The 25,099-nt window shown below is 57.7% G+C and carries 27 protein-coding genes and 1 riboswitch; of the genes, 3 read left to right on the top strand and 24 right to left on the bottom strand.

All coding sequences use genetic code 11. The annotated features are described in order from the left end of the window. Positions 1–97: 97 nt before the first annotated feature. Together eccD and mycP are read left to right on the top strand one after the other, a co-directional pair. The gene (gene eccD, locus HW450_RS05115) at positions 98–1,468 is read left to right on the top strand and encodes a type VII secretion integral membrane protein EccD (RefSeq protein ID WP_182386911.1); all 1,371 of its coding nucleotides are present in this window, start codon (positions 98–100) and stop codon (positions 1,466–1,468) included. Beyond that, positions 1,468–2,622: a type VII secretion-associated serine protease mycosin gene (gene mycP / locus HW450_RS05120; protein ID WP_182386912.1), complete on the top strand. Its 1,155-nt coding sequence runs from the start codon at positions 1,468–1,470 to the stop codon at positions 2,620–2,622. Before eccD ends, mycP begins: the two co-directional genes overlap by 1 nt. Before the next feature lie 353 nt (positions 2,623–2,975). On the opposite strand, the gene eccB is transcribed toward mycP, so the two are convergent. The 17 genes from eccB to secY all read right to left on the bottom strand — a co-directional run bounded on the left by eccB (position 2,976) and on the right by secY (position 19,134). Beyond that, positions 2,976–4,205, bottom strand: a complete 1,230-nt coding sequence (eccB, locus tag HW450_RS05125; RefSeq protein WP_182386913.1) for a type VII secretion protein EccB — start codon at positions 4,203–4,205, stop codon at positions 2,976–2,978. Positions 4,206–4,277: 72 nt separating this feature from the next. Further along, entirely contained in the window at positions 4,278–6,617 is a 2,340-nt protein-coding gene (locus tag HW450_RS05130) for a DUF6541 family protein (RefSeq protein WP_182386914.1), read from the bottom strand. Between the two features lie 95 nt (positions 6,618–6,712). Next, positions 6,713–7,579 (bottom strand): tRNA pseudouridine(38-40) synthase TruA, encoded by an 867-nt coding sequence (truA, locus tag HW450_RS05135; protein ID WP_182386915.1) that lies wholly within the window; start codon positions 7,577–7,579, stop codon positions 6,713–6,715. Positions 7,580–7,591: 12 nt separating this feature from the next. Then, on the bottom strand, positions 7,592–8,329 hold the full coding sequence (locus HW450_RS05140; protein ID WP_182386916.1) for a ferric iron reductase: 738 nt from the start codon (positions 8,327–8,329) through the stop codon (positions 7,592–7,594). Positions 8,330–8,532: 203 nt separating this feature from the next. Further along, positions 8,533–9,315, bottom strand: coding sequence for an ABC transporter ATP-binding protein (locus tag HW450_RS05145; protein WP_182386917.1), 783 nt, complete (start codon positions 9,313–9,315; stop codon positions 8,533–8,535). Next, positions 9,312–10,313 (bottom strand): FecCD family ABC transporter permease, encoded by a 1,002-nt coding sequence (locus tag HW450_RS05150; protein ID WP_182386918.1) that lies wholly within the window; start codon positions 10,311–10,313, stop codon positions 9,312–9,314. The genes HW450_RS05145 and HW450_RS05150 overlap by 4 nt, the downstream gene beginning before the upstream one ends. Positions 10,314–10,384: 71 nt before the next feature. Further along, complete coding sequence (locus HW450_RS05155) at positions 10,385–11,461, bottom strand: ABC transporter substrate-binding protein (RefSeq protein ID WP_182386919.1); 1,077 nt, start codon at positions 11,459–11,461, stop codon at positions 10,385–10,387. 37 nt (positions 11,462–11,498) lie between these two features. Next, a riboswitch (cobalamin riboswitch) is annotated at positions 11,499–11,661 on the bottom strand. Between the two features lie 255 nt (positions 11,662–11,916). Beyond that, positions 11,917–12,438: a 50S ribosomal protein L17 gene (rplQ, locus tag HW450_RS05160; protein ID WP_182386920.1), complete on the bottom strand. Its 522-nt coding sequence runs from the start codon at positions 12,436–12,438 to the stop codon at positions 11,917–11,919. A gap of 65 nt (positions 12,439–12,503) precedes the next feature. Next, complete coding sequence (locus tag HW450_RS05165) at positions 12,504–13,520, bottom strand: DNA-directed RNA polymerase subunit alpha (protein WP_182386921.1); 1,017 nt, start codon at positions 13,518–13,520, stop codon at positions 12,504–12,506. Between the two features lie 96 nt (positions 13,521–13,616). After that, entirely contained in the window at positions 13,617–14,222 is a 606-nt protein-coding gene (rpsD, locus tag HW450_RS05170) for a 30S ribosomal protein S4 (protein ID WP_182386922.1), read from the bottom strand. Positions 14,223–14,247: 25 nt separating this feature from the next. After that, positions 14,248–14,652, bottom strand: coding sequence for a 30S ribosomal protein S11 (gene rpsK, locus HW450_RS05175; protein WP_182386923.1), 405 nt, complete (start codon positions 14,650–14,652; stop codon positions 14,248–14,250). A gap of 3 nt (positions 14,653–14,655) precedes the next feature. Continuing rightward, entirely contained in the window at positions 14,656–15,024 is a 369-nt protein-coding gene (rpsM, locus tag HW450_RS05180; RefSeq protein WP_156193765.1) for a 30S ribosomal protein S13, read from the bottom strand. A gap of 212 nt (positions 15,025–15,236) precedes the next feature. Then, a complete protein-coding gene (infA, locus tag HW450_RS05185; protein ID WP_025251938.1) occupies positions 15,237–15,455 on the bottom strand; it encodes a translation initiation factor IF-1 in 219 nt (72 codons plus the stop codon). Positions 15,456–15,642: 187 nt separating this feature from the next. Continuing rightward, on the bottom strand, positions 15,643–16,362 hold the full coding sequence (locus HW450_RS05190) for a L,D-transpeptidase (RefSeq protein WP_182386924.1): 720 nt from the start codon (positions 16,360–16,362) through the stop codon (positions 15,643–15,645). A 46-nt stretch (positions 16,363–16,408) separates the two neighbouring features. Further along, on the bottom strand, positions 16,409–17,203 hold the full coding sequence (gene map, locus HW450_RS05195) for a type I methionyl aminopeptidase (protein WP_182386925.1): 795 nt from the start codon (positions 17,201–17,203) through the stop codon (positions 16,409–16,411). Between the two features lie 66 nt (positions 17,204–17,269). Continuing rightward, the gene (locus tag HW450_RS05200) at positions 17,270–17,815 is read right to left on the bottom strand and encodes an adenylate kinase (protein ID WP_182386926.1); all 546 of its coding nucleotides are present in this window, start codon (positions 17,813–17,815) and stop codon (positions 17,270–17,272) included. Beyond that, the gene (gene secY / locus HW450_RS05205; protein ID WP_182386927.1) at positions 17,812–19,134 is read right to left on the bottom strand and encodes a preprotein translocase subunit SecY; all 1,323 of its coding nucleotides are present in this window, start codon (positions 19,132–19,134) and stop codon (positions 17,812–17,814) included. Before secY ends, HW450_RS05200 begins: the two co-directional genes overlap by 4 nt. A gap of 432 nt (positions 19,135–19,566) precedes the next feature. Between secY and HW450_RS05210 the strand changes: the two genes are divergently transcribed. After that, on the top strand, positions 19,567–20,802 hold the full coding sequence (locus HW450_RS05210) for a hypothetical protein (protein ID WP_182386928.1): 1,236 nt from the start codon (positions 19,567–19,569) through the stop codon (positions 20,800–20,802). Between the two features lie 539 nt (positions 20,803–21,341). Here the strand turns inward: HW450_RS05210 and rplO are convergent. The 7 genes from rplO to HW450_RS05245 all read right to left on the bottom strand — a co-directional run bounded on the left by rplO (position 21,342) and on the right by HW450_RS05245 (position 25,089). Beyond that, positions 21,342–21,788 carry a 50S ribosomal protein L15 gene (gene rplO, locus HW450_RS05215; protein ID WP_182386929.1) on the bottom strand — a complete coding sequence of 149 codons (447 nt, stop codon included), beginning with the start codon at positions 21,786–21,788 and terminating at the stop codon, positions 21,342–21,344. Positions 21,789–21,795: 7 nt separating this feature from the next. After that, complete coding sequence (rpmD, locus tag HW450_RS05220; protein WP_182386930.1) at positions 21,796–21,981, bottom strand: 50S ribosomal protein L30; 186 nt, start codon at positions 21,979–21,981, stop codon at positions 21,796–21,798. 3 nt (positions 21,982–21,984) lie between these two features. Beyond that, positions 21,985–22,620, bottom strand: coding sequence for a 30S ribosomal protein S5 (gene rpsE, locus HW450_RS05225; protein ID WP_182386931.1), 636 nt, complete (start codon positions 22,618–22,620; stop codon positions 21,985–21,987). 40 nt (positions 22,621–22,660) lie between these two features. After that, positions 22,661–23,065 (bottom strand): 50S ribosomal protein L18, encoded by a 405-nt coding sequence (gene rplR / locus HW450_RS05230; RefSeq protein ID WP_182386932.1) that lies wholly within the window; start codon positions 23,063–23,065, stop codon positions 22,661–22,663. After that, complete coding sequence (gene rplF / locus HW450_RS05235; protein WP_182386933.1) at positions 23,065–23,601, bottom strand: 50S ribosomal protein L6; 537 nt, start codon at positions 23,599–23,601, stop codon at positions 23,065–23,067. Before rplF ends, rplR begins: the two co-directional genes overlap by 1 nt. 14 nt (positions 23,602–23,615) lie before the next feature. Continuing rightward, entirely contained in the window at positions 23,616–24,014 is a 399-nt protein-coding gene (gene rpsH / locus HW450_RS05240) for a 30S ribosomal protein S8 (protein ID WP_182386934.1), read from the bottom strand. 346 nt (positions 24,015–24,360) lie between these two features. Beyond that, positions 24,361–25,089 (bottom strand): hypothetical protein, encoded by a 729-nt coding sequence (locus tag HW450_RS05245; protein WP_182386935.1) that lies wholly within the window; start codon positions 25,087–25,089, stop codon positions 24,361–24,363. Positions 25,090–25,099: the final 10 nt, after the last annotated feature.

The following is a 25,099-nucleotide window of genomic DNA, read 5'->3' on the forward strand; positions in this document are numbered from 1 at the left end:
TAGGCCATGCTGAGCGTATCCGCAGTCACAGTTGTGGCGCTGGTGCACCAAGGGGGTTGATGCACCAAGGCTTTCGGTTTCGCAATGGGGGTTCGTTTTGACCGCACCGCATCATCTGACCACGTCATTTCGCATTACTTGCCGGTTCGAGGTGGGCGAGTTGTCCTCGACGCCGCCGAAGTCAGTGGACGTGACCGTTCCGGCCTCGTCATCGCTGGAGGAAGCCCTCCCGGAACTTACGGAACTCGCCGGAGCACCCATGATCTCTGTTCCGTGGCTGGCACGAACGGTGGCTGGCACCCCGGTAGACATGTCCGTGCCACTTCCCCACGCTGGAGTCACACACGGTGATGTCCTGGTGTTTTCCCCATGGGAGGACATCGATCCGCCGCTACGTACCGACGCCGCCGAAGCCCTTACTGACCTTGACCTGTCCTTTTCCGCCCACGGTCTCGCCGCGTCCACGGCGCTGCTAGGGCTAGTCAGCTTGGGTTTTCTCTCACTGACGGCCGCACTTCCCACTGTCACGAATTCCGCGTTGTTGCTGCTTTTGCTGGTTCTCGCTGGGTGCGTGGCGGCGTGGCTGCGAACTGCTGCGCCAGAGGAAAATCTGTCGGCTGGAATGTTTGCTCTCGCCCTCCCGTTAGCTTCTGGGACTACGGTGTGGACATTGGTAGCGGGCAGCATGGGGCCAAGCGATCCAGCACACGTGGGATGGCTTGCCATCGCTTCGGTGGTGGCGGCACTGGTCACCGCGTTGTTTCTGTGGTGGGTGACAAGACCAGGGCTGTCACTTGTGGTATTGCTGTTCACGGCTGCCGCGATCGTGGTGGTGGCTTCCGGTGTCCTCATTGTCTCGGGGAGCACGCTGTCCGCTGCGGCGGTTGCCGTGGCGGTGTGTTTCGCAGTGCTGTTGGCGTCGCCTCAGCTTGCGACCGTGGTGGCCGGGTTGAAGGTTCCAGCGCTCCCGGCTGCCGGGCAGGATTTGCGGGTGGCTGATCAGGCCGTCGATAAGCCTGTGGAGCGGGCGTGGCGTGCGACCAGGGTGCTGGACGGGGTGTGTTTAGGTGCTGGGGCGGTGGCGGCGTTGGCGCTGCTGTATCTGGGGTGGCGCACCCCCAGTCCTGGATTTGTGTGCGGTTTTGCGCTGGCAAGCAGCATTGCGGTGGCATTGCACGCGACGAGGCACCGCAGCACGCCAGCGATGTGGGGTCTGTGGTTGTGGTTCCTCGCCGGGCTGGGAGCGGTGGTCTTTTCCGGGCCGGCGGCCGGGCCGGGTGGGGCAATCGTGGCGGTGGTGGCGATGATGCTTGGGCTCACCGCACCACTGTGGGCGCACCGGATCCGGGGGCTGTCACCAACGGTATTCAACTGGCTGGAGCGTGGGGAGACGCTTGCCCTGGCGGCAGTGTTTCCGCTGGCAGCCCACCTCGCCGGGCTTTTCGACGCCATTAGAGGCCTCGGCTAATGCGCACCCTAGTACTACTTTGTATTTTCGCTGTTCTGGCGGGTACCCCTGCTCCTGTTGCGTTAGCAGCCGAACCGGAATGCCCCGCCCCGATCCCGGCGCAGGCCCCTCACGGTTCCCCTCCCGCGGAACTTCTGCTCGCCCACCGGTTCGCCACCGGCGCAGGGGTGAAGGTGGCGGTGATCGATACCGGTGTGGCTCCCCATCCCCGCCTCGGCCAGGTCGCGGACGGTGGGGACCTCATCGGCACTGGCGAAAGCGGCGGGGCGTTTCACGACTGCGACGGCCACGGCACCATCGTCGCCGGGGTCATCGCCGCCCGCCCCGCACCGCAGCATGACGACGCTCTCCTCGGCATCGCACCCGACGCAGAGATCATCGCGATCCGCCAATCCAGCAGCGTGCTGCGCTCCCCTGCCCGACCAGAAGAGTCAGCGGGGACCATCGCTACCTTGGCGGATGCGTTGCACCGCGCCGTTGATATGGACGCTCACGTGATCAATGTGTCCCTCGCTTCCTGCGTCCCCGCGCACCTCGCAGGTTCCCTCGACGCCCGCGTGCTCGACGAAGCCCTCCTCCGCGCCGAGCACAGTGGCGCCGTGGTCATCGCAGCTGCCGGAAACATCGGCACCGCCTGCCCAGCAGGATCCATATCCTACCCAGCGCATTCTCCCACCGTCATCGCTGTATCAGCGTCCGAAACAAGCCACGACCTGGCACAATACTCACTCCCCACCAGTGGGACACCATACTCAGCCCCCGGTAGAGTTCCGGTAGGACTAAGCCCGCACGGCGAAGGCTTCGCCACCGGCATGCACCATCAAACCCAGCAACAACCATTCATGGGCACCAGCTTCGCCGCCCCAGTGGTGTCTGGCGTGGCGGCACTCCTCACGCAGCGCTATCCCGAGGACACGCCCGCCCAGCTGCGTGCCAGACTCACAGCCAGCGCCTCACCTGGAACAGGACACATCTCATCCACCACCGCCCTTACTGTTATTATGGGCGAGGCCTACCACCAGCAAGTATCACTAACGCAGCCAGCGGAACCCGACATGCGCATTCAGCAGCGCGCGCTCACGTTTCTACTCATCACCGCCATCGGGCTCGCGAGCCTCGGGATCCTACTGGCAGCGTGGCGCAAAATGATGTGAAGGGCTGGGTTTTTGAAGTCCTATGACGATAGTGAAATGACGATGATCCCTGGATACCAGTCTCTTTCATTAAGCTGACCTCGAAGCATCGTCAATCCAACATCGTCATTTCCCAGAAATGCCCCCTTCACCCGCCACATGGCCCGTGGAACCCAACGCCGACGCACTCCCCCTGGCACAAGAACACATGACGGCCCACCACTATTGCCTTTAGACGATAGTGAAATGACGATGATCCCTGGATACCAGCCTTTTTCATTAAGCTGACCTCGAAGCATCGTCAATCCAACATCGTCAAAACCCCTGAAACACCCGGAACACCCCTTCACCCGCACACTTCCCCGAAAGGGCCCCTACCCTTGTGGCTTCAGGGCAGCAGTGTGAGATAGTTCCGCGCCGCGCGGAAGTAACGCGAGTATTGGCCAGGGTGCGGTTTGGGGATCAACGACGCCGAGCGCCGTAGCATCCGCCGGGGTGGCTACCGTGTGGGTTACTCCGTAATCAGTGACTAGCACGATCCCATTACCAGTATCGACACCGATGGCGCCGATGCTTGGGCCCGAAAAGCGTGTTGCAGTTGCTTGACCTGCGAGTGAGATACCGTGTGGCGCAGGTTCGCCAAGCCCGACTCGGCCGTCTGCGCGTACCCAGACGTGTGTTGGTGTTTGCCATTGCACCGTGGCAAGGGGAAGTTCGGCGACAACGCGCACGGCGTCAGGGTACTCGGGCAATGCATGAGACGGAACGGGGCGTTGCACAACCCCAAGGTCGGTGGCGATCTGGGCTTGGAGGCCGGTGAGGGGTACGAGCCCGTCGTGGCGCAGCAGCCAGTATTCCGTGCCGGTTGCGATGATGTCGCCGGTTACTTCTCGGTAGGGAGGCAGTTCTGTCACGGCAGACAGCAGTTGGGCTGGTGGTCGCCACATGGGTGTGTCAATGGTAATGCCGAGGCGCCGGCGGATGCTGCGGCCGAGTGGGGTGTCGTCTGGCGGTAGCTCGGCTCGACCCGCGGTGGTGATGACCCAGGTTCTTCCGTCGGCGTGGGCGAGGAGGCCCTGGGCGTCGGTAAGCGGGGCGGGGGCGGTGCCTGCAACAACGGTGACGTCGCTGCCGCTGTGCACCGCCGACCAGGTGTGGGCGGGCTGCGGGTGCGGTGCGATCACGCCCGGCGCGCCCAGGATTCCGATGGGAGCGCCCCGCTGCTGTCCGTCGAGCACTGCGGCCGACGCCTTCGTCGCAGCTTCCGGCTTACCGACGACCAACCTCGCCGAAGCCTCATTCGCCACCGGGTGGAGCGCTGTTCCGCTGTCACTGGGCAGCCGGACGTACAGCGCACCATTTTCGGTGCGAATGATGGGCGCATCCCCAGGATCCGCCGCTGGGGCGAACAGTGCGAGTGCGCCGGAGCCTACAGCGATGATGGCCACTCCGATGAGACCAAAGAGAGCGGCGCGTTTCCGGGCACCTAGTGGGTCGGAGATCATCCTGGTGTCGCCGAGAACCACGCCATGTTCTACTCGCCGGACTAGAAATTTGTGTCCGCTGATTTGCGCTTTGGTGGTGGACGAAATTACTCCGCTCACGGCCTTCCCCCCTTTTGTGTGACCGATTGCTTCGTGTTCACACCTTACCGGGGGACTGTGGCGCTCGCAGTGCTACTGGGATGGTGGTGCCGGCGGTTTGTCTTGTTGTTCGGCAGCTACAGAGTCCCCGGTTTTCACACCGTCGGCATCGAGTCCTTTGAGCTTGTCACGTTCCACGAGCCATTCGAAATGGGAGTCGCGGCCGCGGTGCGGGATGGTTGGCCGGTGGATGTACGGATCGTTGTAGTCTGCCCAGCTGGTGTTCTTCCCGGCTTCGCCCTTGGTGCGCAGTGGTGGCAGTTTCTCTGGGGAGTTGCCCGGCTCGCGAAGTTTCAGGATCTCTTCGTCAGTAAACGCGGCGTTGACGGCGTAGATGATCACCTGGTGGTCCTTGTACACCGGGGTGACGCCTGGGGTGTTGATCAAGCCGGTTTCGAAGTCGGGGCGAGGTGCCTGGAACCACCAGAAGTTTGGTGGGGAGATGTAGATGTATTTCACGTTCAGTTCGCGGGCCGCCACATCAACACGGTTCGCTTCATCAGGAACGTCAAAGTTGCCTTGGCCGAGTCGCATCGGGTGCCAGAACAGGCTGTTGGTGTTGGACTCGATGGTGGTGTTCGGCCACAGGTAGTGCTTGTAGAACGCCGGCAGCCGGTTGTAGGCGTACATCCAGCCGCTGCCTTCGTCGGGGTTAGAGAAGATCGTGCCGTCGTAGGCGTGTGGTTGCTTGGCCAGCCAATCGAAAGCCTTGAAGTCCCGCTCGTTGACCAGGCGGCCGTCGCGGGCGGAGTTGATGGCCCACGCACTGCCGCGCTCCATGCCGGTGCGGACGGTGTCCTGGATGACATACGCTGCGCCACCGCCAACCAGGACCGCCAGAGCACTAGTGACCACCGTGTACTTCTTTAGTGGGCCACCGGTGAGCAGGCGAATACCCACGGCAATAGCAACCGCTGCGAATGCGACGGTGAACATCGCTGCCGGCATGACCAGACGGTGCCCGGTGTTGTAGTGCAGCGCACCGATCATCTCAAAGTATTTGCCCCACGTGTTGCCAAATGGACGCAGTGAGTTAACGGTGAAGCACACACTAAGGAACCAGAACACCGGGGCCCACAGGTTACGACGCCACAGCACGAGCACCACTGCGCCTGCGCCAGCGATCCACACCCACGGGGACACATTCAGCTCGAAGGAAACAGCGTGCCGGGTGTTCATGAAGATCGCAGTCTTCCAGGCCTCCACCAGGCTCAAGTCCTCGGTGGCGGTGAAAGCTTTCACTTCCTCAGATTGCTCCGCGCCAATGAGGATCTGTGGCAGCAGCGCCACCACTCCAACCAGGCCGGTAACGCCGAGCAATGCGACGTCGCGAAGCCTCCAGCCAATATGTCCCTTCACACTGGCGGGCTTACGCGCAGGCACCCACAGCAAATACAGCAGCCACCACAGCGCCAACCCGAGTACCACGATTGTCGCCGCGGAAGGGTGCATCTGCACCATTCCAATGAACGCGAGCGCAGCGAGGAAACTGCGGATCGGGCTATAAGGAACCGTCATGAACAGGGCCAACACGATGCCACTTGTCGCGACCGCCGCCACATAAGGCCAGGCCCCCACGTAGAGGCCAATCCAGTGGAGGACCGGGAAGCCACCAACAATGAGTGGTGCCAACGCAGCTGCGATTTGCGCTGTGATCCCCCGGCGCCCGATCAGACGCCAGGCAATCAGCCCCACAGAGATCGGGAACGCCACAGCTGGAATGACGATGCCGGTGAGATTCGTCGCTGCGATCGGTGAGATGTTCGCCAGCTCTGCCAGCAGAGCCGCCCCTGCGTGCCATGCCGTCGGGTAGTACATCTTTGCCAGGGTCTCAGTGTTTTGCAGCTCACCCATGCGGGTCGGCGAAACGATACCCGTTTCCACCGCGTAGCGCACCACGCTGGCATGCCAGTGCACATCCCAGCCCTGGAAAATGCTATCCATCTTCCCAGCGGCATATCCGAGTAACTGCAGCGACCTGTGCAAAATGTACGCAATCCCACCGGCCATACCGAGGCCCGGCAGTATCCAGGTGGGATCCAGGAGGGTTCCGGTGCGCCAGTCACGCCGCGGTGCAGGCTGCGTGTCGTCGCCTTCGGTGGTGAGGCGGGCGGCGCGGCGACGTCGGTAAGCAAAAAATGCGCCATTCCACACCAACGCCAACAGCGCGAGACCAGCGGTAAACAGCGCCACCGACTTCGCGTTAAACGTAATGGTGGTGAGGCCAAACGCCCACGCCGCCAGACCATAAATGCCGAAGGTCGCTGGGAGTGACGCCGCAACAGCCCACTGGCCACGCGCACCCGATAGCCACGCAACAATCAAGCCTGGAACGGTGAACACCGCAACTGCTATCGCTGCTGCGCTGACCATACCCATTAACCCACCTTCACATTTTGCGCCGTATTAACCTCAGTAATCTTAGGCCATGTCGGGGGTAATCCCCGGCAAGGGCGCGCTGTCACAGGTCACGGAAGAGTCCGCAGCCCGCGTGTCGCCTCCGCCCGCGCCTGCAAATCACTATCCGCCGGGTAGTCCACCCCCACCAACGACAACCCATGCGCCGGCGCCACTGGCACTTCGGAACAACGCTTGTCCATCGTGAGCAGCCCCGCGACAAACCCAGTATCGCGGCGTCCCTCGCCCACTGTCAGACACGTCCCCACCAGCGATCGCACCATCGACCAGCAGAACGCGTCAGCACTCACATGGGCTTCGTACAACAGTGGCTCCTCCGCAGTGGACACATCATGCCACTGGAATACTTCCAAGTCCCGCACCGTCGTCGCATTTGGCTTCGCTTTGCACAGTGCCGCAAAATCATGCAACCCCACCAGAACATCAGCTGCTGCCTGCATCTTCGCCAGATCCACCGGCTTTGGCCAATGCGCCGTGTCACGAGCCCTGGTCGGCAACGCCCCAGCGGGATCAGCGCTCACCCGATACACGTAGTGACGGCGCAGCGCCGAAAACCTGGCATCGAATTCCTCTGGGACAACACCACACCTCTGAACGCGAATGTCATCCGGCAGCAAGCGCGCCAACCGACGAACAAGTCGCGACGGATCACCATCGATCGTGCGCTGCGCCAACGCCTGCTTACCGACGCTAAAGTGCGCTACCTGTCCCCGAGCGTGCACCCCAGCATCCGTGCGCCCAGCCACAGTCAGCTGAATCGGCTCCCGCAGCACCATCGTCAGCGTGTCCTCCAGCACCTGCTGCACGGTGCGTAACTCCGGCTCGCCCTCCTTCGGAACCTGTCGAGCCCACCCGTGGAAATCGGTGCCATCATAGGCAAGGTCGAGGCGAAGTTTCACTGAATCTGAGCTGTCCATGATGAAGCTATCTTACTGGTCTTGAAGCAACTGCAGGAAACGCTGCTGCCGCTCCTGAGGCGAAATCTTGCTACACCACGAACAATACTTCCCATCCTTCGCCGCATACCAATGGCAACACGATGTCCGCTCAAACTGGAGCTGGGTTTTCTCCCCCAGTGTCACGAGCCGATAGCTCCCACCCCTTTCCAACTTCGGGTGTGCAGCCGCCACCTGCTCCGCAAGCGCCCGCACCCGAGCCAGCTCCGCAGAATTATGTGCCTGCAACGAAAGTTTACGAAACGCCCCCGCAAACCCCGCTGCCATATTCCCCCACAAATTTGGCATCCCAGGGCCACTCACCTTCGAAATCACTTGTGCCAACGGCTCAAGATGCTGCCCGACCGTCATATCAACGACAGCTTTCGGATCCGCGACCGGCCGCACGTCTAGGTTCTTCAGAATCAACGTATCGGGACTCCCCTCCCGAAACCGCATCGCACAGTTAGGCATGGATACATCCAGCACGCTGTCATGCAACACCAACGCCGCCACAGCTGCACCGCAAACCCGGTGGCAATAACGCTGGAAAACCAATGAACCAGCGAAACGATTTGGCTCAAGTCCTCGCACGGCAGCATGAGCGCCCACCATTGTTGCAGCATCGGGCAATGTGGGATCACACAGCCTGCTCGCCACAAAATCCTCTTGTCGAAAAGGCTCCACCCGGACGCTAAACGCACCGCCTAGCCGATTGATGTCAGCAATCACTGTTAGATTCCTTCACTGTTCGTTGCTCGCCTCCCCTGCAATCCCCGGGAAGCATTTCCCGGATCTCGGCAACTTTCCAGGCTTCACTTTTGCTAATTTGGCATTTCTAGCCCGAAACCCGAGGTTCACTTCCCGGGTTTTACAGAAAACCCCACCCACACACAACAAAAAGCCGCCCCGCCGATGGGTATCAGCGACCATTGTTAGCTTCCTTCTCGTTTCGGCAGTACCGCACGCCATGGTCGCCCGAAATGACTCACATCTGCGACATCCCCGAATAGTGCCCTCACCACATCAGCCGTTAGCACATCAGCTACATCACCGGAGTGTTGTATCGTCCCATCAGCTACCACGGCGAGCCGGTCACAATAAGTGCCCGCCAGGTTCATGTCATGCAACACCACAGCAATAGCTTTTCCACAGTCATGAGCAAGATGACGGAGCAGATGCATAATCTCTACTTGATAGTGCAAATCTAAATTGTTTACTGGCTCATCTAGTAATATGCACTCAGTGTCACGCACCAGGGCACGCCCGATGAGTACACGCTGAATTTGGCCACCAGATAACTCCCTCACTTTCCGAAACAGCAGGTCAGAAAGATCAAGCTGATGTGCTACACCAAGCACTGCCTGCTTAATGTCGTACCGAGCTTCCTTTTCGTCCGCACCTAAAGCCAGCGCGGTGTAAACCGTCAGTTCGTTCCCCGAAGTTTCAGCTTGTTGCGGGACATATCCGATGTGCGTTGCTCGAACCCGAGGTTTTAGCTTCAATACATCTATTTCCCCGATCGACACTGCACCCGATGCTGGACGCAAAATACCGCACACTGCTTTTAACAGCGTCGATTTTCCCGCACCATTTGGCCCGATAATGCCCGTTACCTGACCGGAAGGAACTGTAAGCGTCGCATCACGCAAGACCAGCACCCCTTTTCGGCTATGCCTTACTGCAAGTCCTTTTACTGCTAATCCCGTGATCGTCATCGCAGTTCCTTGCGATTTTCTCGTAAAATGAGCCAAAGAAACATGGGAACACCGACGAGCGAAACCATGATTCCTACCGGAATAATTACAGGGCTGACAACGGTTCTGCCTGCCAGGTCTGCCAGAAGCAGGAGAAGCCCACCGATCAATGCTGTCAAAGGCATACGAACCCGCTCGTCATGTCCGATAATCATAGATGCCAAATGAGGTGCGACCAACCCGACAAACCCAATAACCCCAGTCACGCTGATAATTGATGCAGAGATAACGGTAACCCAGATCCCAGACTCTACCCGGATCCGGCGCACTGGCGTTCCTAACGCTAACGCTGCTTCGTCTCCGAGCGCTAATCGGGCTAATTTCCCGCCATTGATCAGCACATACGCTAAACCGATAGTGACGATAACTGTCAAGTAACCGATGTGTTGCCAAGTAGCTCGCCCTAAATCACCAAAAGCCCAATACAGGATGGGACCGAGCTTCTGTTCGTTGGCCACATACTGAAGTCCGGAGGTTAGTGCGGAAAACAGGTAGCTAAGTGCGATACCTGCCAGGATCAACGCAGCCGCACCCCGATGCGCACCAGCAGAGATACTGACTACCACTATCGAACACGCGGCCGCCGCAACAAAGGCGCACAACGTGATAGCTACTCCTTGGGACCCTGCGATAGTCAAGCCAAAGAAAATGGCCATCCCGGCACCGAAGGCTGCAGCGTTTGATATTCCAGTGGTAAACGGACTTGCCATCGGATTTCGGGTGATGATCTGCATCACGGCGCCACACAGCGCGAGTCCAGCCCCTGCGATGATTGCAATGATGGCCCGAGGGAGTCGAATTCCTGAAAAAATGACCCATTCGCCGTAATCCAAAGTGCGCGCAGGCAACCACCCAGGAGGAAGTAGGGTGGCCAAGAGCTCAATAGAATTGAACCCCGCTACGCCATTAGTTACCGATATCCAGGAAACCGCGAGCATCGCGATAGTGAAGAAAACCAAGATACCACTGGATTTCAGTGCTCTTCGCCGTAGCTCGCGGTTAACTGATGAATTCGCCCGTTGTGCCATTACTAGTGGTGGGCGTGGTATGTGTGTCCGTCTACCGGCTTCGCGTTTTGTAGTTCCAGCCAGCGGTTGAAAAAGTCATCTGGATTCACATCAGCCATTTGCTCTGGGTATAGCCATTTTGCCACGTATACAGTGCCAATAGCCTTGCCGAGGCCACCCCCTAGGAAACCAGTCATAAAGTACAACTGATCATTAGCCACAGCGTTGAGGTTGTTCCAACCAGGTCGGGCCATCATTTCCTCGGCGATGCTTGGGAACTCAGTATCAGCCGGCGGCGTGTACACACCGGTGTTCTTCAGTGCACCACCGGAAGTTACTTTTAGGATCAGGTCGGGGTTGGTCTGCAGGATATACTCTGGATCTACTGTATCGCCCGTAGCTGGCTGATCTGCGAAAATGTTGACGCCACCAGCATTAACGATCATGTTATGCCACCCGTCGTTGGATGTACCCGGGAATGCCGTGGTGAACGGGTCACCGTATTCCCAATACACGGTTTTCCTTTCAGGTGCTTTTTCTACTCTTTCCTTCACCAAAGCGAGAGTTTCTTCATAAAACTTGATCAGTTCTTCTGCTGCAGGTTTGTCGTTAAACAGCTGCCCCAAGATATCGATTTGCTTGTCCAAAGCTTTGTTATCCCACCCGGTGACAACAACGACCTTAATTCCAGCTGGCTCAAGTTGCTCTGCATAACTTTCGTAGTCAGCATTTTTGGGCAGCACTAGTGCATCCGGGTGCAAGGAAATGATTTTCTCGATATTGAGGTTGCTCTGCCCCTTACCAATAACGTTGTCCGGATCGAACTGCGACCAATACGCGCGGTCCTGCGCGGTATTGGTGTCCACAGATACAACCTTCTCAATGTGTCCCATCGCACGAATCAACTCACTGTTGTAGCGGTTCGCAACAACAATCTCGTCAACGGGTTCGTCAAAGGTAATTGTGCGGCCAGCGTCATCTGTAACCTGCACCTGCTTATCGACGCCTTGAGGTGTCGAAACAGTTGGCGCAGAGCATGCAGAAATAGCCAGTATCAAACTAGCAAGAACACCGATAATCCGGTGCGGAGAATTTTTCACTTGTGTGACTCCTCGGTCCAAACTATCAAGCAGCGCCTATAGACGTCTGCCGCTGGCAGGTACTCGGACTCAAGGCACATAATTGAGTGATCAACGCCTCTAGTTATGTTCCTTTTACCGTTGCGGGACAGTTCTGGATTTGCACCAGATTCCCCTCTTCATGCCTCATACGGAAATCAACCCCCGTTAAGGACCAGCGCTTTCACCATACCGGATAAAAGAGAGGCTTTTGAACGAGAGGCACCAATTAATCTTTTAGCCTCACAGACCTCCCCTACAATCCCCGGGAAGCATTTCCCGGATCTCGGCAACTTTCCAGGCTTCACTTTTGCTAATTTGGCATTTCTAGCCCGAAACCCGAGGTTCACTTCCCGGGTTTTACAGAAAACCCCACCCACACACAACAAAAAGCCGCCCCGACGTTCATGACGGGACGGCTTTTCAGGAGCTGAGAATTACTTCTCGGACTTCTCCTCGGCTTCGGCCTCTACTGCCTCAGCTTCAGCAGCTGCGTCAGTAGCGGTGTCTGCCTCGACCTCTGGAGCGTCCTCTACAGGAGCTTCTTCAGCCTTCTTGGAAGCAGCTGCGCGGGCTGCGCGGGTAGCTTCAGCGGAAACGGTCTCTTCGAGGACCAGGGAGATCTGGGCCATAGGAGCGTTGTCGCCCTTACGGTTCTCCAGCTTGATGATGCGGGTGTAGCCACCAGCACGGTTCTCGAACTTAGGAGCCAGCTCGTTGAACAGGTAAGCAACAACTTCCTTGTTCGTGATGAGCTTAGCTACGTTGCGTCGGTCAGCAATGGTGCCGGCCTTAGCTTTGGTGATGATCTTCTCTACGTATGGACGCAGAACCTTTGCTTTGGCATCGGTGGTCTTGATTGCGCCGTGCTCGATCAGCTGAGCAGCCAGGTTAGACAGGATCTTACGCTGGTTGTTAGCCGAACCGCCGAGACGGGCGCCCTTCTTAGGGGTAGGCATTGTTGTACTCCTCGTGTACAGGTTTATGAGCGCAGGCTCCCGGATGGCGGAAGCCTTAGGGCGTTTTACTCAGAATCTTCCGGGTCAAAGTCGATGAACTCGCCGGTTTCGGCGTCGTAGCCTTCGATCTGGGTTGGGTCGAAGTCTTCCGGAGCGTCCTTCAGGGTCAGACCCAAGCCGGCGAGCTTGATCTTGACCTCGTTGATGGACTTCTGGCCAAAGTTGCGGATATCCAGCAGGTCTGATTCGGTGCACTCAGCGAGCTCACCGACGGTGTGGATTTCCTGACGCTTCAGGCAGTTGTAGGAGCGAACGGAGAAGTTCAGATCCTCAATAGCCATGCCGTAGGCTGCGATGTGCTCAGTCTCCTGTGGAGATGGGCCAATCTCGATACCTTCGGCTGCGGTGTTCAGCTCGCGTGCGAGGCCGAACAGTTCAACCAGGGTCTTGCCTGCGGAAGCAAGGGCATCACGTGCGGAGATGGAGTTCTTCGTCTCGACATCGATGATCAGCTTGTCAAAGTCGGTGCGCTGCTCAACACGAGTAGCTTCCACCTTGTAGCTGACCTTGAGCACTGGGGAGTAGATCTGGTCAACAGGAATGCGACCGATCTCGCCACCGCCAGCGTTGAGGGTTGCTGGGACGTAGCCGCGGCCACGCTCAACAACCAGTTCGATGTCCAGGCGTCCCTGCTCGTTGAGGGTAGCGATGTGCAGATCCGGGTTGTGGATCTCCACACCCGCTGGAGGCTGAATGTCACCTGCGGTGACGACGCCTTCGCCAGACTTGCTCAGGTACATGACCACTGGCTCGTCAGAGTCAGAGGACAGCACAATGCCCTTGATGTTCAGGATGATGTCGGAAACATCTTCCTTCACGCCACCGATGGTGGTGAACTCGTGGAGCACACCGTCGATCTTGACGCTGGTCACTGCTGCACCAGGGATGGAAGACAGCAGGGTACGACGCAGCGAGTTACCGAGGGTGTAGCCGAAACCTGGCTCCAGTGGTTCGATGATGAAGCGAGAGCGTGCTTCGTCAACGTATTCCTCGGTGAGCGTTGGACGCTGTGAAATGAGCATGAACTTCTCCTTATGTGACGCCCGCTATTTGACGCCAGTAGGCAGTTATGGACTGTGGTGCTTGCCGCCACCAGGTTGGTGGCGAAAAGCGAAAGATTACTTGGAGTAGAACTCGACGATGAGCTGTTCCTGGATTGGAACGTCGATCTGAGCGCGCTCTGGCAGCTGGTGCACGAGAATGCGCAGGGTGGATGGAACGACCTGCAGCCATGCTGGGACGACTGCGTCGACGAGGTTATCCTGAGCCTCTTCGAACCAGATCATCTTGCGGGACTTCTCACGAACATCGATGATGTCGTACTGAGAAACCTGGAAAGAAGGAACGTTGACCTTCTTGCCGTTCACGGTGAAGTGACCGTGGGAGACAAGCTGGCGTGCCTGACGACGGGTGCGTGCAAGGCCTGCACGGTAAACAACGTTGTCCAGACGACCCTCGAGCAGGATCATCAGGTTGTCGCCGGTCTTGCCTGGGCGACGGTTTGCTTCAGCGTAGTAGCGACGGAACTGCTTCTCCATGACGCCGTAGGTGAAGCGAGCCTTCTGCTTCTCCTGCAGCTGGAGGAGGTACTCAGACTCCTTGATGCGAGCGCGGCCAGCCTGTCCCGGAGGGTATGGGCGACGCTCGAATGCCATGTCTCCGCCGACGAGGTCGACACGGAGGCGGCGGGATTTACGGGTTACAGGGCCGGTATAACGAGCCATAGTTTGTTACTCTTCCTTTCCCTGATTAAACGCGACGGCGCTTAGGCGGACGGCAGCCATTGTGTGGCTGTGGGGTGACGTCGGTGATGGAACCAACCTCAAGACCCGCGGTGGACAGGGAACGGATTGCAGTCTCACGACCAGAGCCTGGGCCCTTGACGTAGACGTCGACCTTCTTCATGCCGTGCTCCATTGCCTTGCGAGCAGCGTTCTCGGCAGCCAGCTGAGCAGCGAACGGAGTGGACTTACGGGAGCCCTTGAATCCGACGTGGCCAGAGGAAGCCCAGGAGATAACAGCACCGGATGGGTCCGTGATGGACACGATGGTGTTGTTGAAGGTGGACTTGATGTATGCGGCGCCCTGCGCCACATTCTTCTTTACGACGCGACGGCCAGTGCGGCGCGCGCCAGTGCGTGCTTTAGGAGGCATTTCTTACTTCTTCTTTCCTGCGATCGTCTTCTTAGGACCCTTACGCGTACGAGCGTTGGTCTTGGTGCGCTGACCACGAACTGGGAGGCCACGACGGTGACGCAGACCCTGGTAGGAGCCGATCTCGATCTTGCGACGGATGTCGGCTGCAACCTGACGGCGGAGGTCACCCTCTACCTTCCAGGTGGCTTCGATAACGTCACGCAGAGCAGCGATCTGCTCGTCGGTGAGGTTGTCGGTGCGCAGGTCAGGAGAGATGCCAGTCTCTTCGAGCAGCTTGGCAGCACGGGCTGGGCCGATGCCGTAGATGTAGGTAAGTGCGACTTCCATGCGCTTGTTGCGTGGAAGGTCAACACCAGCTAGACGTGCCATAGTGGTACGTGCCTTTCCGGTTGTTGCGGTGGTTTTCTCCACATTCATCCCTGTCTCATAGCACTTCACCCGGGCGGATGAGCCGGGAAGTGGGCTACGCAATCACAGGGCTCCAGCCACCGTAGCCGGAGGTAAAAGAAGTGTTTGTCTGCTGCGCTTATCGACGCACCAGAGCTGCAAAACACCTGGAATGTGAAGGCGAATAACTTTGTTTACTTGTAGCGGTAGACGATGCGACCGCGGGTCAGGTCGTATGGAGACAGTTCCACTACGACGCGATCCTCTGGAAGGATACGAATGTAGTGCTGACGCATCTTGCCCGAGATGTGGGCAAGTACCTTGTGACCGTTGTCTAGTTCGACACGGAACATTGCATTTGGCAAAGGCTCGATGATCTTGCCTTCAACCTCAATAGCGCCTTCTTTAGCCATATCCTCCGCTTTCCCTGGCACTTCCAAGTACAAAATGCCTGGTAGATGTCACTTTCCCTTGGGTGGGAAGGTGGGTGAACGCACGTGTACGTACACCAACGAACAAGGATACCGGCTGGTTACCATAAAAAGCAAGACCGCATCCTAAAATAGGGTGCGGTCTTAGGGCGTGTCGGAAACTGAATAGTTAGTAGACGTAAACCATGTCGCCGACCTGAAGGTCATTGAAGAACACTGCCGAGTCCTCGTAGCGTAGGTGGACGCAGCCGTGGGAGAGCCAGTCGATGCGTCCCGCATGGAATGCGACACCGTCGTTAGTGAAGTACACCGCGTTTGGCATCGGCGCATTGTCAAAGATGTAGGAAATTTCATCCTTAACTTTACGGGTGACATGGAAGTTACCTGACGGAGTCTCCCAACCTGGCGCACCGTGCGACACAGGTACCGGCCCGTATGTAACTTCCCCACCGTGCTGCAGCCAAGCCCGGTTGCCAGCCTTGTCCAGGCACACCCGTGCCTGTGGCGGGCAAGATCCGCGGTCAATGTTCGCCTCTGGTGCAGGGGCTGGCGCAGGGGCGGGTGCCGGTGCGGGTGCTGGCATCTTCGATTCCAGCAGCCCCGGGAACATCACGCGGAGGTTGTCGTCGGCAGCCTTGCGGAGTGCGTCACGCTGCGCTGGTGGCAAACCTGCGGTGGAGTTGTAGACAGCGTTACGCGCATTCCATGCGGCTTCCGCGGCGAAGTCGGTAGATCCGGTCTGCAGTTCGGAGGAACCAGGGACCGAAGAACCTGGAATGACCGGGGCTGCCATAGCCGGTTGCAGCATGACAGCAGCGGCGGCTACAACCGTCGATGCGGCGATAGCCACGCGACGCTGGAAAGCAGAAGGCTTACGGTGCTTGTTCATAGTCAAGGAGTATAAGGCAAGCTCCAAGAAAATTCCCAACTAGTAGTTATTTTCGTGGCGTAAGAATTCGTGGACCGTGCGCAGTTGCAGCAACGGTATGTTCCCAATGGGCAGCAAAAGAACCATCTAAGGTGACCACTGTCCAGTCATCTTCCAGCACAGCTGAGTCCTCCGTACCGAGGGTGAGCATTGGCTCAATTGCCAGGACAGATCCCTCTTGGATGAGGGGCCCTCGCCCTGCCTTACCCTCATTGGGAAGGAACGGATCCTCATGCATGGTACGCCCAATACCATGTCCGCCGTAGCCGTCTACAATCCCGAGCTCAACCCCGAACTTCTGCTCCGCTTTTCTGGTCGCCACCTCTAGCGCGTGGGACACATCTGTCAGGCGATTGCCAGGAACCATAGCTTTCAGGCCTTCCATAAGGACCCACTCGGTCGCCTGATTCAGCTTTTGCACGTCCTCGTCTGCTTCGCCGATGCAAAAGGACCATGCTGAGTCCCCTACCCAACCGTCGAAAGTGGCGCCACAGTCAATGGAGACCAAGTCGCCTTCGGCGAGGACCGTGTCATTTGAGGGAATGCCATGCACGATCACGTCATTGACCGAGGCACAGATAGATCCTGGAAAGCCTTCGTATCCGAGGAAAGTGGGGATGGCGCCGGCTTCCCTGATAGTTGCTTCGGCTACCTTGTCAAGGTCGAGCGTCGTAACGCCCGGGCCTGCTGCGGCTTTCACTGCCTGCAATGTACGCCCGACGATCTCTCCTGCCGCTTGCATCGCGTCTAGCTCGCCGGCAGTTTTGGCGGCAATTTTCTTGTTCTTTTTCCGAAATCCCATGGTTCCTACTTAAAAGTAAAAAGCCGACTGCACTAAAGCTACAGCCGGCTTGAGCACTGGAAAAGTTTACTTTCCGAGGGCTTCCATCGTACGGGCGTTGATCTCCTCAACGGTGCCCTCTGCTTCGATGGCGATGATCTGGTCACCGTAGTGGTCAATCAGCGGGGCGGTCTCATCACGGTAGACACCGAGGCGAGTGCGAATGGTTTCCTCATTGTCGTCTGCACGGCCACGGGCAAGCATACGCTCGACGACGACGTCCTCAGACACCTTGAAGTTCACAACACCGTCGAGTGAGACACCCTTCTTTGCCAGCAAGTCAGCAAGGATGTCAGCCTGCCCCACGGTGCGTGGGAAGCCATCGAGCAGGAAGCCGTTGGCAGCATCTTCCTGGTTCAGACGATCTTCCACCATGCGCGCGGTGACATCGGTAGGGACAAGCTTGCCGGCGTCGATGTAGGACTTAGCTTCAACACCAAGCGGGGTGCCCTCGCCGATGTTCGCCCGGAACAGGTCGCCGGTGGAGATGTGTGGCACGCCGAGCTTCTCGGAGAGAATGGCTGCCTGGGTACCTTTGCCTGCGCCCGGAGGGCCGAGGAGTACGAGTCTCATTTCAGGAATCCTTCGTAGTTGCTTTGGAGTAGTTGACTCTCGATTTGCTTGACCGTGGTCAAGGCAACGGAAACGAGAATCAGGATTGCAGTGCCACCGAATGGTGTAGCGTTTGCCGCACCGGAGTTAACACCAAGATCCATCATGATGTTTGGCAATACCGCAATAATGCCAAGGTACAGCGAACCGACAAACAGCAGGCGGTTCATGACAAATCCGAGGTACTGCGCGGTTGGGCGTCCTGGGCGGATGCCCGGGATGAAGCCACCGTACTTCTTCATGTTATCTGCTTGCTCATTCGGGTCGTATTGAACGGAGACGTAGAAGTACGAGAAGAAGATGATGAGCGCAAAGTAGCCCACGATGTACTGCCAGGACGATGGGGTCTGCAGGTATTGGATGACGTTGCGCTGCCACCAGTTGTCCGGCACCACAGCAGAGCCGGAGTTAATGATCTGGGTGATGAGCACGGGGACGTACATCAGGGAGGACGCGAAGATCACGGGGATCACACCGGCCTGGTTGACCTTCAGCGGCAGGTAGGTGGAGGTGCCACCGTATTGACGGCGACCAACCATGCGCTTGGCGTACTGCACTGGAATGCGGCGCTGGCCCTGCTCGATGAAGATCACGCCGACGACCAGGATCAAGACGGCGAGGAGCACCAGACCGAAGACGGTAGCACCCGAGTTCCGGAAGATGTTCATCCCGTCGGCAGGCAGGCGAGTGGCGATGCCAGCGAAGATCAGAAGTGACATGCCATTACCGATACCGCGGTCGGTCATGAGTTCACCGATCCACATCACGAGGACAGCACCAGCAGTCATCGTCACAACAAGGATGATGAGGTCAAAGATATTGCGGTCCGCCTTGAGCACCTCCACGCCCTGGCCTAGCAGCTGCTGACGGTCAGCGAGCGCGACGATGCCGGAGGACTGCAACAGCGCCAGGCCGACGGTGAGGTAACGCGTGTACTGCGTCATCTTCGTCTGGCCGGACTGGCCTTCCTTCTTCAGTTCTTCGAAGTGTGGAATAACTACGGTGAGCAGCTGGGTGATAATCGAGGCCGTAATGTACGGCATGATGCCGATGGCGAAGATCGACAGCTGCAGTAGTGCACCACCGGAGAACAAGTTGATCAGTGAGTAGACACTGTTCTGTTCCTGGGTCAGCTCACGCAGACGTCCCGCGATGGATGCGTAATCAACACCTGGCGATGGTATCTGAGCACCGATGCGGTACAGAATGATCATCGCGATGGTGAACAAGATCTTCTTGCGAAGATCGACGTCCTTAAACGCTGAGATAAGGGCGGACACATATCCTCCTGGCACCCGTTTTCTCTGTTGGGAAACCGGGCTCGGTGTAAGTAATTTTTATCGGCTCGCACAGTAAAGCACACGAGAGACATTCAACACGGCAACTTTACCAGCTGTTCGGTTCTAAGGAAATTATCGGCCTAAGAATTGGTGACCCCTTCTTAGATACCACTCGTCAACCAGCCAAACATTTTCTACCATTTCTCTTCACAGATTACGCACCTGAAGTTTCCTTCTTTTCTTGTCGAACACAGCTCACCCTGACCGTCGTCCCCAGCACAGAAACAAGTGAACAGCAACGTGACGGAAGGCGAGGGACACACCCGATACCCCCATCCGCTCCGGGGAATTTACCATATTTACAAAAGTTAGGTTAGCCTTACCTCGCTAGCTGTTCTGCTACATTCTCATTTTTCGAGAGGACTTCCAGTTATGACGCGATCCCTCGCCCAACGTATCGCTGTACTTACCGTCGCTACAGCGATACCACTTACCAGTGTCGCAGTTGCCAACGTTGCAGTACCTTCGCTTGCTGTTGCGCAGACCGCAGATGCAATGCCAAACAAGTACTTCAGCACACCCGCTGATGATGCTGACCAATTCTTGGGTGAAGTTAAAACATTTCAAACAATTTCCATGTTGCGACACACGTACCACGAGGCGGCCCGCAACCAGAAGTACGATTCATGGCCCGCTTCGGAAACCATCAATGAAATTCATTGGCGGTCAGAGCACGCTTGTTTTGCTGCCAAGGCTCGACTGGCGCTCGCTATTTTGAAAGCTGAAGGTGACCTAACTGCACGCCAGCTAGACTTGGCAAAAGTAGGTGTTGACCTCATAGAGTCCGAAAAAGCTGTACCGGTTTTAACTGCCGCTACGGCTGCAGCGTGGGAGTTGAGCACTAATGCTGAGGCAACGGACGAAAAACGTGAGGGAAAGCACGCTCGTCACATGATGTTTAACGAAGGTCTGGGCGAGCTCAACCGCATCGTCGAGATTTTAAAGGATGGCGGCGAGCCAACAGAGTACGATGCCTTCTCCATCATCGATTGGGGAGTGGATCAAAAATGGGTAGACAAGGCCCGCGAAACAGTGCACCCAGGAACCGATGCCGACAAACTTAAGGTCTACCGAGCAGGTGACAAACTAGCTGTCGATGGAGAAGCCCTCCATGACTCTGCAACTCACAACCGGACGGTGCTGTCCGCCCGGTTCGGTATCTTTTCTGGACTGGAAAATACTCCAGCGCCTTCTGCGTCCATCCCTACTTCGGTTGCAAGCACCCCGGCCACCGCAACCGCCACGGTGACCAAACCAGCGGAAACCACCGCAACCGCCACGGTGACCAAACCAGCCGAAACCACCGCAACCCCCACGGTGACCAAACCAGCCGAAACCACCGCAACCCCCACGGTGACCAAACCAGCCGAAACCACCGCAACCCCCACGGTGACCAAACCAGCCGAAACCACTACACCGGCCGATAGTAAAAAGGTCAATGTCACGCCTGCCGGTGAAAGTACGGAAAAGCCATCGGGCAAGAAGGAAACTTGGTTCTCGAAGCTGTTTGGCCCAATCATGGCTTTGGCTGGATTCATTGGTGTCATTGCACTGTTCTCACCGGTAAAGGATGCGATTCGTAACGCAATCCATTCCTTCCTCCGTTAGCTCGTTTTGGGGCATAGAGCGCGTTTAGTTTGCTTTTCCCAGAAACAGCACTGAATAGCTTTTACGGGATACCAGAGCGGGCTAGTGACAAGTTCTGTGTTAAACGGCCTGCTCAAGATAGGTAAACCGGTGCGTTACATTCCTTTGTGTTTTATGAACGCACGAACTTCTTCGATACCGCACCTGTGTGAGCAGGTGCGGTTGTTTGTCTTCGGCGTCAAAAGTCACACCCATACCAGAAGGTCAGCTACGCGCTATTGGTTACTACACCTCTACTGCCGTTTGAGGCCATAACCTTTTGTATTCTCTATCACGTGGGCCTAGGCTGATGGTGTGCCGATGCGCGACGATGCTCGACAGGGTGTGCTACCACAACCGACCACCAATACACCATCGGCATGGCGAAAAATTACGGTGCCGACCGGACACACTTTTTGCTACTTAACCCCCTATTTAAACCAGAAAACACATACTCTCTATCAACTAAGTCGGCCCCAACCCTAATAGCAGGGTTGGGGCCGACTGTGACGTCTTAAGTCTTATGCCTCGGTGACGGAGCCGCCAGCGGCTTCAATCTTCTCCTTGGCAGACTTGGAGAACTTGGTTGCGGTGACGTTGAGCTTAACGCCCAGGTCGCCGTTGCCCAAGACCTTAACTGGCTGGTTCTTGCGGACCAGGCCAGCTGCGACGATGTCAGCGATGGTGACGTCGCCGCCCTGTGGGAAGGCCTTCTCCAGATCCGCAACGTTTACCACCTGGAAAACGACGCGGTTAGGGTTCTTGAAGCCCTTCAGCTTAGGCAGACGCATCTGCAGTGGCATCTGGCCACCTTCGAATGCTGCAGAAACCTGCTTGCGAGCCTTGGTACCCTTGGTACCGCGACCTGCAGTCTTACCCTTGGATGCTTCACCGCGACCAACGCGGGTCTTAGCCTTGTTAGAGCCCGGTGCTGGGCGCAAGTCGTGGAGCTTAATTGGTTCGCTCATTGTTTACCTACTCCCCCGCTACTTCTTCGACGACGACCAGGTGACGAACCACGTTGATCAGACCGCGGACCTGAGGGTTGTCAGGACGTACGACGGACTGGTGGATCTTACGAAGGCCGAGGGTCTGCAGCGAGTCCTTCTGGTTCTGCTTGGCACCAACGATGCCCTTAACCTGAGTAATCTTGAGGGCCATGATTTAAGCCTCCTGTGCTGCGCGAGCGCGCAGGATACGGGCTGGGGTGACCTCTTCGAGGGACTTGCCACGGCGGGCAGCGACCTCTTCAGGGCGAACCAGCTGCTTGAGAGCGGCCACGGTTGCGTGGACAACGTTAATAGCGTTGTCAGAGCCCAGGGACTTGGACAGCACGTCCTGAACGCCGGCACATTCCAGAACTGGACGTGCAGCGCCACCAGCGATAACACCGGTACCAGGAGCTGCTGGGCGGAGCATAACTACGCCAGCTGCTGCTTCACCCTGAACTGGGTGGGTGATGGTGCCAGCGACCATTGGGACGCGGAAGAAGTTCTTGCGAGCCTCTTCAGCACCCTTCTGGATTGCTGCTGGAACTTCCTTGGCTTTGCCGTAGCCAACACCGACCATGCCCTGGCCGTCACCAACGATGACGAGAGCGGTGAAGCTGAAGCGACGACCACCCTTCACGACCTTGGACACGCGGTTGATAGTTACAACGCGCTCGATGTACTGGGAGCGCTCGTCCTGCTGGTTGCGGCGATCGTCACGATCCCGGCCGCGACCGCGGCGCTCGTTGCGCTCGTTGTTGTTGTTTTCGTCGGCGGAGCGTCCGCCGTTACGCCGTTCACGTCCCGGCATTACGCGATCCTTCCGTTGATGTTCATGGTTGCGGTGATCATTAGAACTTCAGACCACCTTCACGTGCGGCGTCAGCCAGAGCGGCGACGCGACCGTGGTACTGGTAGCCGCCACGGTCAAAGACCACAGCTTCGATACCAGCAGCCTTAGCGCGCTCAGCGATGAGCTTGCCTACCTCGGCGCCACGTGCCTTCTTGTCACCGTCGAATGCGCGGATTGCATCTTCCATGGTGGAAGCGGCAGCCAGGGTACGACCAGCGAGGTCGTCGATGATCTGCACGTGCATGTGGCGGGAGGTGCGGTGCACGACGAGACGTGGGGTCTCGGCGGTGCCACGCAGGTTCTTGCGAATGCGGAAGTGGCGACGGGCACGAGCCTCGCGACGGCGAGTGGAGATGTCCTTGCCAATTGGCAGACGCTTGTTTGCAGTATTCTCGTTGCTCATTACTTACCCGTCTTTCCGACCTTGCGGCGGACCTGCTCACCCTCGTAGCGGATGCCCTTACCCTTGTATGGGTCATCCTTGCGCAAACGACGGATGATGGCAGCGATCTGTCCGACCTTCTGCTTGTCAATACCTTCGATCGAAAGCTTCGTGGTGCCATCAACAGCAAACTTGATGCCTTCTGGAGCTTCGATCAGAACTGGGTGAGAGTAGCCCAAGGAGAACTCGAGGTCCTTACCCTTCAGCTGAACACGGTAGCCGACACCAAAGATTTCCATCTTGATGGTGTAACCCTTGGTGACGCCCTCAACGAGGTTGTTCACCAGGGAACGAGACAGGCCGTGCAGAGCGCGGCTCTTGCGGTTATCGTCTGGGCGGGTAACGACGATCTGGCCGTCCTCAACCTTCACAGCGATAGGAGCTGGGACGTCAACAGAGAGGGTGCCCTTTGGGCCTTTAACCTCTACGTGCTGGCCGTCAATCTTGGTCTCAACGCCAGCTGGGATGGCGATAGGATTCTTACCAATACGCGACATGTGTCAATCCTCCCTTACCAGACGTAGGCGAGAACTTCTCCGCCTACACCCTTCTCGGTAGCCTGACGGTCGGTCAGGAGGCCCTGAGACGTGGAGATGATAGCCACGCCGAGGCCGCCCAGAACCTCTGGCAGGTTGTTAGCCTTGGCGTAAACGCGCAGGCCAGGCTTGGACACGCGACGAACGCCAGAGATGGAACGCTCACGAGCAGGGCCGTACTTCAGGTCCAGCTTGAGGGTCTTGCCCACCTTCTCCTCGGAGACGGTGTAGTCGGCAATGTAGCCTTCCTGCTTGAGGATTTCGGCAATGTTGGCCTTCAGCTTAGAAGAAGGCATAGACACGGAGTCGTGGTACGCATGGTTAGCGTTGCGCACGCGAGACAGCATGTCTGCAATAGGGTCAGTCATGGTCATAGGTGACCTAGAACCTTTCTCGTTGCGGTTCCCTTACCCACCCGGCGTTATCAGCTTTTCTACCGGCCACTGCCGCTCACCTGAACTAAGTAGCCAGGGAGCTCGCTGCCTTGGAATATGCTGGACGCATTGGGCGGGGGGCCTACAACAAAGTAGGGAAAACGTACAGTGTGGCACTTAAAAACTCGCTTATTTGGGCATGCAAAAGAGCAACGATTTAAGTCCAGGGTGTCAGAGTACCCGATCGCACGCAGTTTTCCAAATATGATATGTGCAGCTTGTCGACGGCCATTGCCGGGCGTCTGAGCTCACCAGCGGCGACACGATTGTGGGGCAATGGGCGTCGTTAAGCAATGCCCACCAGGGCAGCGCCGACCACCTGGAGGAACGGGTATAGCAGTGCGTACTTCACGCATGCCGGCGTGGCAGGCGGCGCTGGATGTGGCTGCCGGAAATGCAGAATGATTGCAGACAGCGCGGGCACGATCAGCATGCTGGCCCCCAACACGCCAGCAGCATAGACCATCCGATTTTCTCTGTCCCACAGCGTGTGAAACACCAGCAGGAACGCTAGACAGGCCAGCCCCAGCGGCACAACTCCGAACCGCGTACCCAGTGCGAGGGCCACTATCCAAAACGCAGCCGCAACACACACGAAAACAATCATCGCTGCGCGGGCGCCAGTGCCGATCCCCCGCGACCGCTCAACTGCGGACAGGACAATCAGGCTCACGAAGATGGCCCATACCGGGTTCTGCGAGGCCATCGACATCCACGTGCCGTGGTTCACGATGTCATAAGGAACCTCGCTGATGGCAGCCACCGCCAGCGAGGCCACCATCAGTTCCCCGTAACCGAAACCGTGACGCTGCAGGAAGACCAGCAACCAAGCCGCAAGAGGAATCGCGCACCAGGAAAGCAGTTCACACAGCACCCCGAGCGTCAAAAAAGAGAGACTGAGATTCTCGTAGCCATTGTCGGCCGGGCGGATAAGCACCATGCCCGCCACCCCGAGGGCAACGAACACCGCCACCCACAAGGCCAAACCGCGGACTGTCACTGACCGCTTGTTCACAGTCTCTCCC

The sequence above is a fragment of the Corynebacterium hindlerae genome, assembly GCF_014117265.1.
GTDB lineage: Bacteria > Actinomycetota > Actinomycetes > Mycobacteriales > Mycobacteriaceae > Corynebacterium > Corynebacterium hindlerae.

Coding starts and splice junctions, on each gene's coding strand:
- rplO (WP_182386929.1), bottom strand. CDS start 21,788: ATGAGCGAACCAATTAAGCTCCACGACTTGCGCCCAGCACCGGGCTCT.
- infA (WP_025251938.1), bottom strand. CDS start 15,455: ATGGCTAAAGAAGGCGCTATTGAGGTTGAAGGCAAGATCATCGAGCCT.
- mycP (WP_182386912.1), top strand. CDS start 1,468: ATGCGCACCCTAGTACTACTTTGTATTTTCGCTGTTCTGGCGGGTACC.
- rplR (WP_182386932.1), bottom strand. CDS start 23,065: ATGAGCAACGAGAATACTGCAAACAAGCGTCTGCCAATTGGCAAGGAC.
- HW450_RS05210 (WP_182386928.1), top strand. CDS start 19,567: ATGACGCGATCCCTCGCCCAACGTATCGCTGTACTTACCGTCGCTACA.
- HW450_RS05165 (WP_182386921.1), bottom strand. CDS start 13,520: ATGCTCATTTCACAGCGTCCAACGCTCACCGAGGAATACGTTGACGAA.
- truA (WP_182386915.1), bottom strand. CDS start 7,579: ATGGACAGCTCAGATTCAGTGAAACTTCGCCTCGACCTTGCCTATGAT.
- map (WP_182386925.1), bottom strand. CDS start 17,203: ATGGGATTTCGGAAAAAGAACAAGAAAATTGCCGCCAAAACTGCCGGC.
- HW450_RS05190 (WP_182386924.1), bottom strand. CDS start 16,362: ATGAACAAGCACCGTAAGCCTTCTGCTTTCCAGCGTCGCGTGGCTATC.
- rpsD (WP_182386922.1), bottom strand. CDS start 14,222: ATGGCTCGTTATACCGGCCCTGTAACCCGTAAATCCCGCCGCCTCCGT.
- rplQ (WP_182386920.1), bottom strand. CDS start 12,438: ATGCCTACCCCTAAGAAGGGCGCCCGTCTCGGCGGTTCGGCTAACAAC.
- HW450_RS05145 (WP_182386917.1), bottom strand. CDS start 9,315: ATGACGATCACGGGATTAGCAGTAAAAGGACTTGCAGTAAGGCATAGC.
- rpsE (WP_182386931.1), bottom strand. CDS start 22,620: ATGCCGGGACGTGAACGGCGTAACGGCGGACGCTCCGCCGACGAAAAC.
- HW450_RS05130 (WP_182386914.1), bottom strand. CDS start 6,617: ATGGTCAGCGCAGCAGCGATAGCAGTTGCGGTGTTCACCGTTCCAGGC.
- rpsK (WP_182386923.1), bottom strand. CDS start 14,652: ATGCCTCCTAAAGCACGCACTGGCGCGCGCCGCACTGGCCGTCGCGTC.
- rplF (WP_182386933.1), bottom strand. CDS start 23,601: ATGTCGCGTATTGGTAAGAATCCTATCGCCATCCCAGCTGGCGTTGAG.
- HW450_RS05200 (WP_182386926.1), bottom strand. CDS start 17,815: ATGAGACTCGTACTCCTCGGCCCTCCGGGCGCAGGCAAAGGTACCCAG.
- rpmD (WP_182386930.1), bottom strand. CDS start 21,981: ATGGCCCTCAAGATTACTCAGGTTAAGGGCATCGTTGGTGCCAAGCAG.
- rpsH (WP_182386934.1), bottom strand. CDS start 24,014: ATGACCATGACTGACCCTATTGCAGACATGCTGTCTCGCGTGCGCAAC.
- rpsM (WP_156193765.1), bottom strand. CDS start 15,024: ATGGCACGTCTAGCTGGTGTTGACCTTCCACGCAACAAGCGCATGGAA.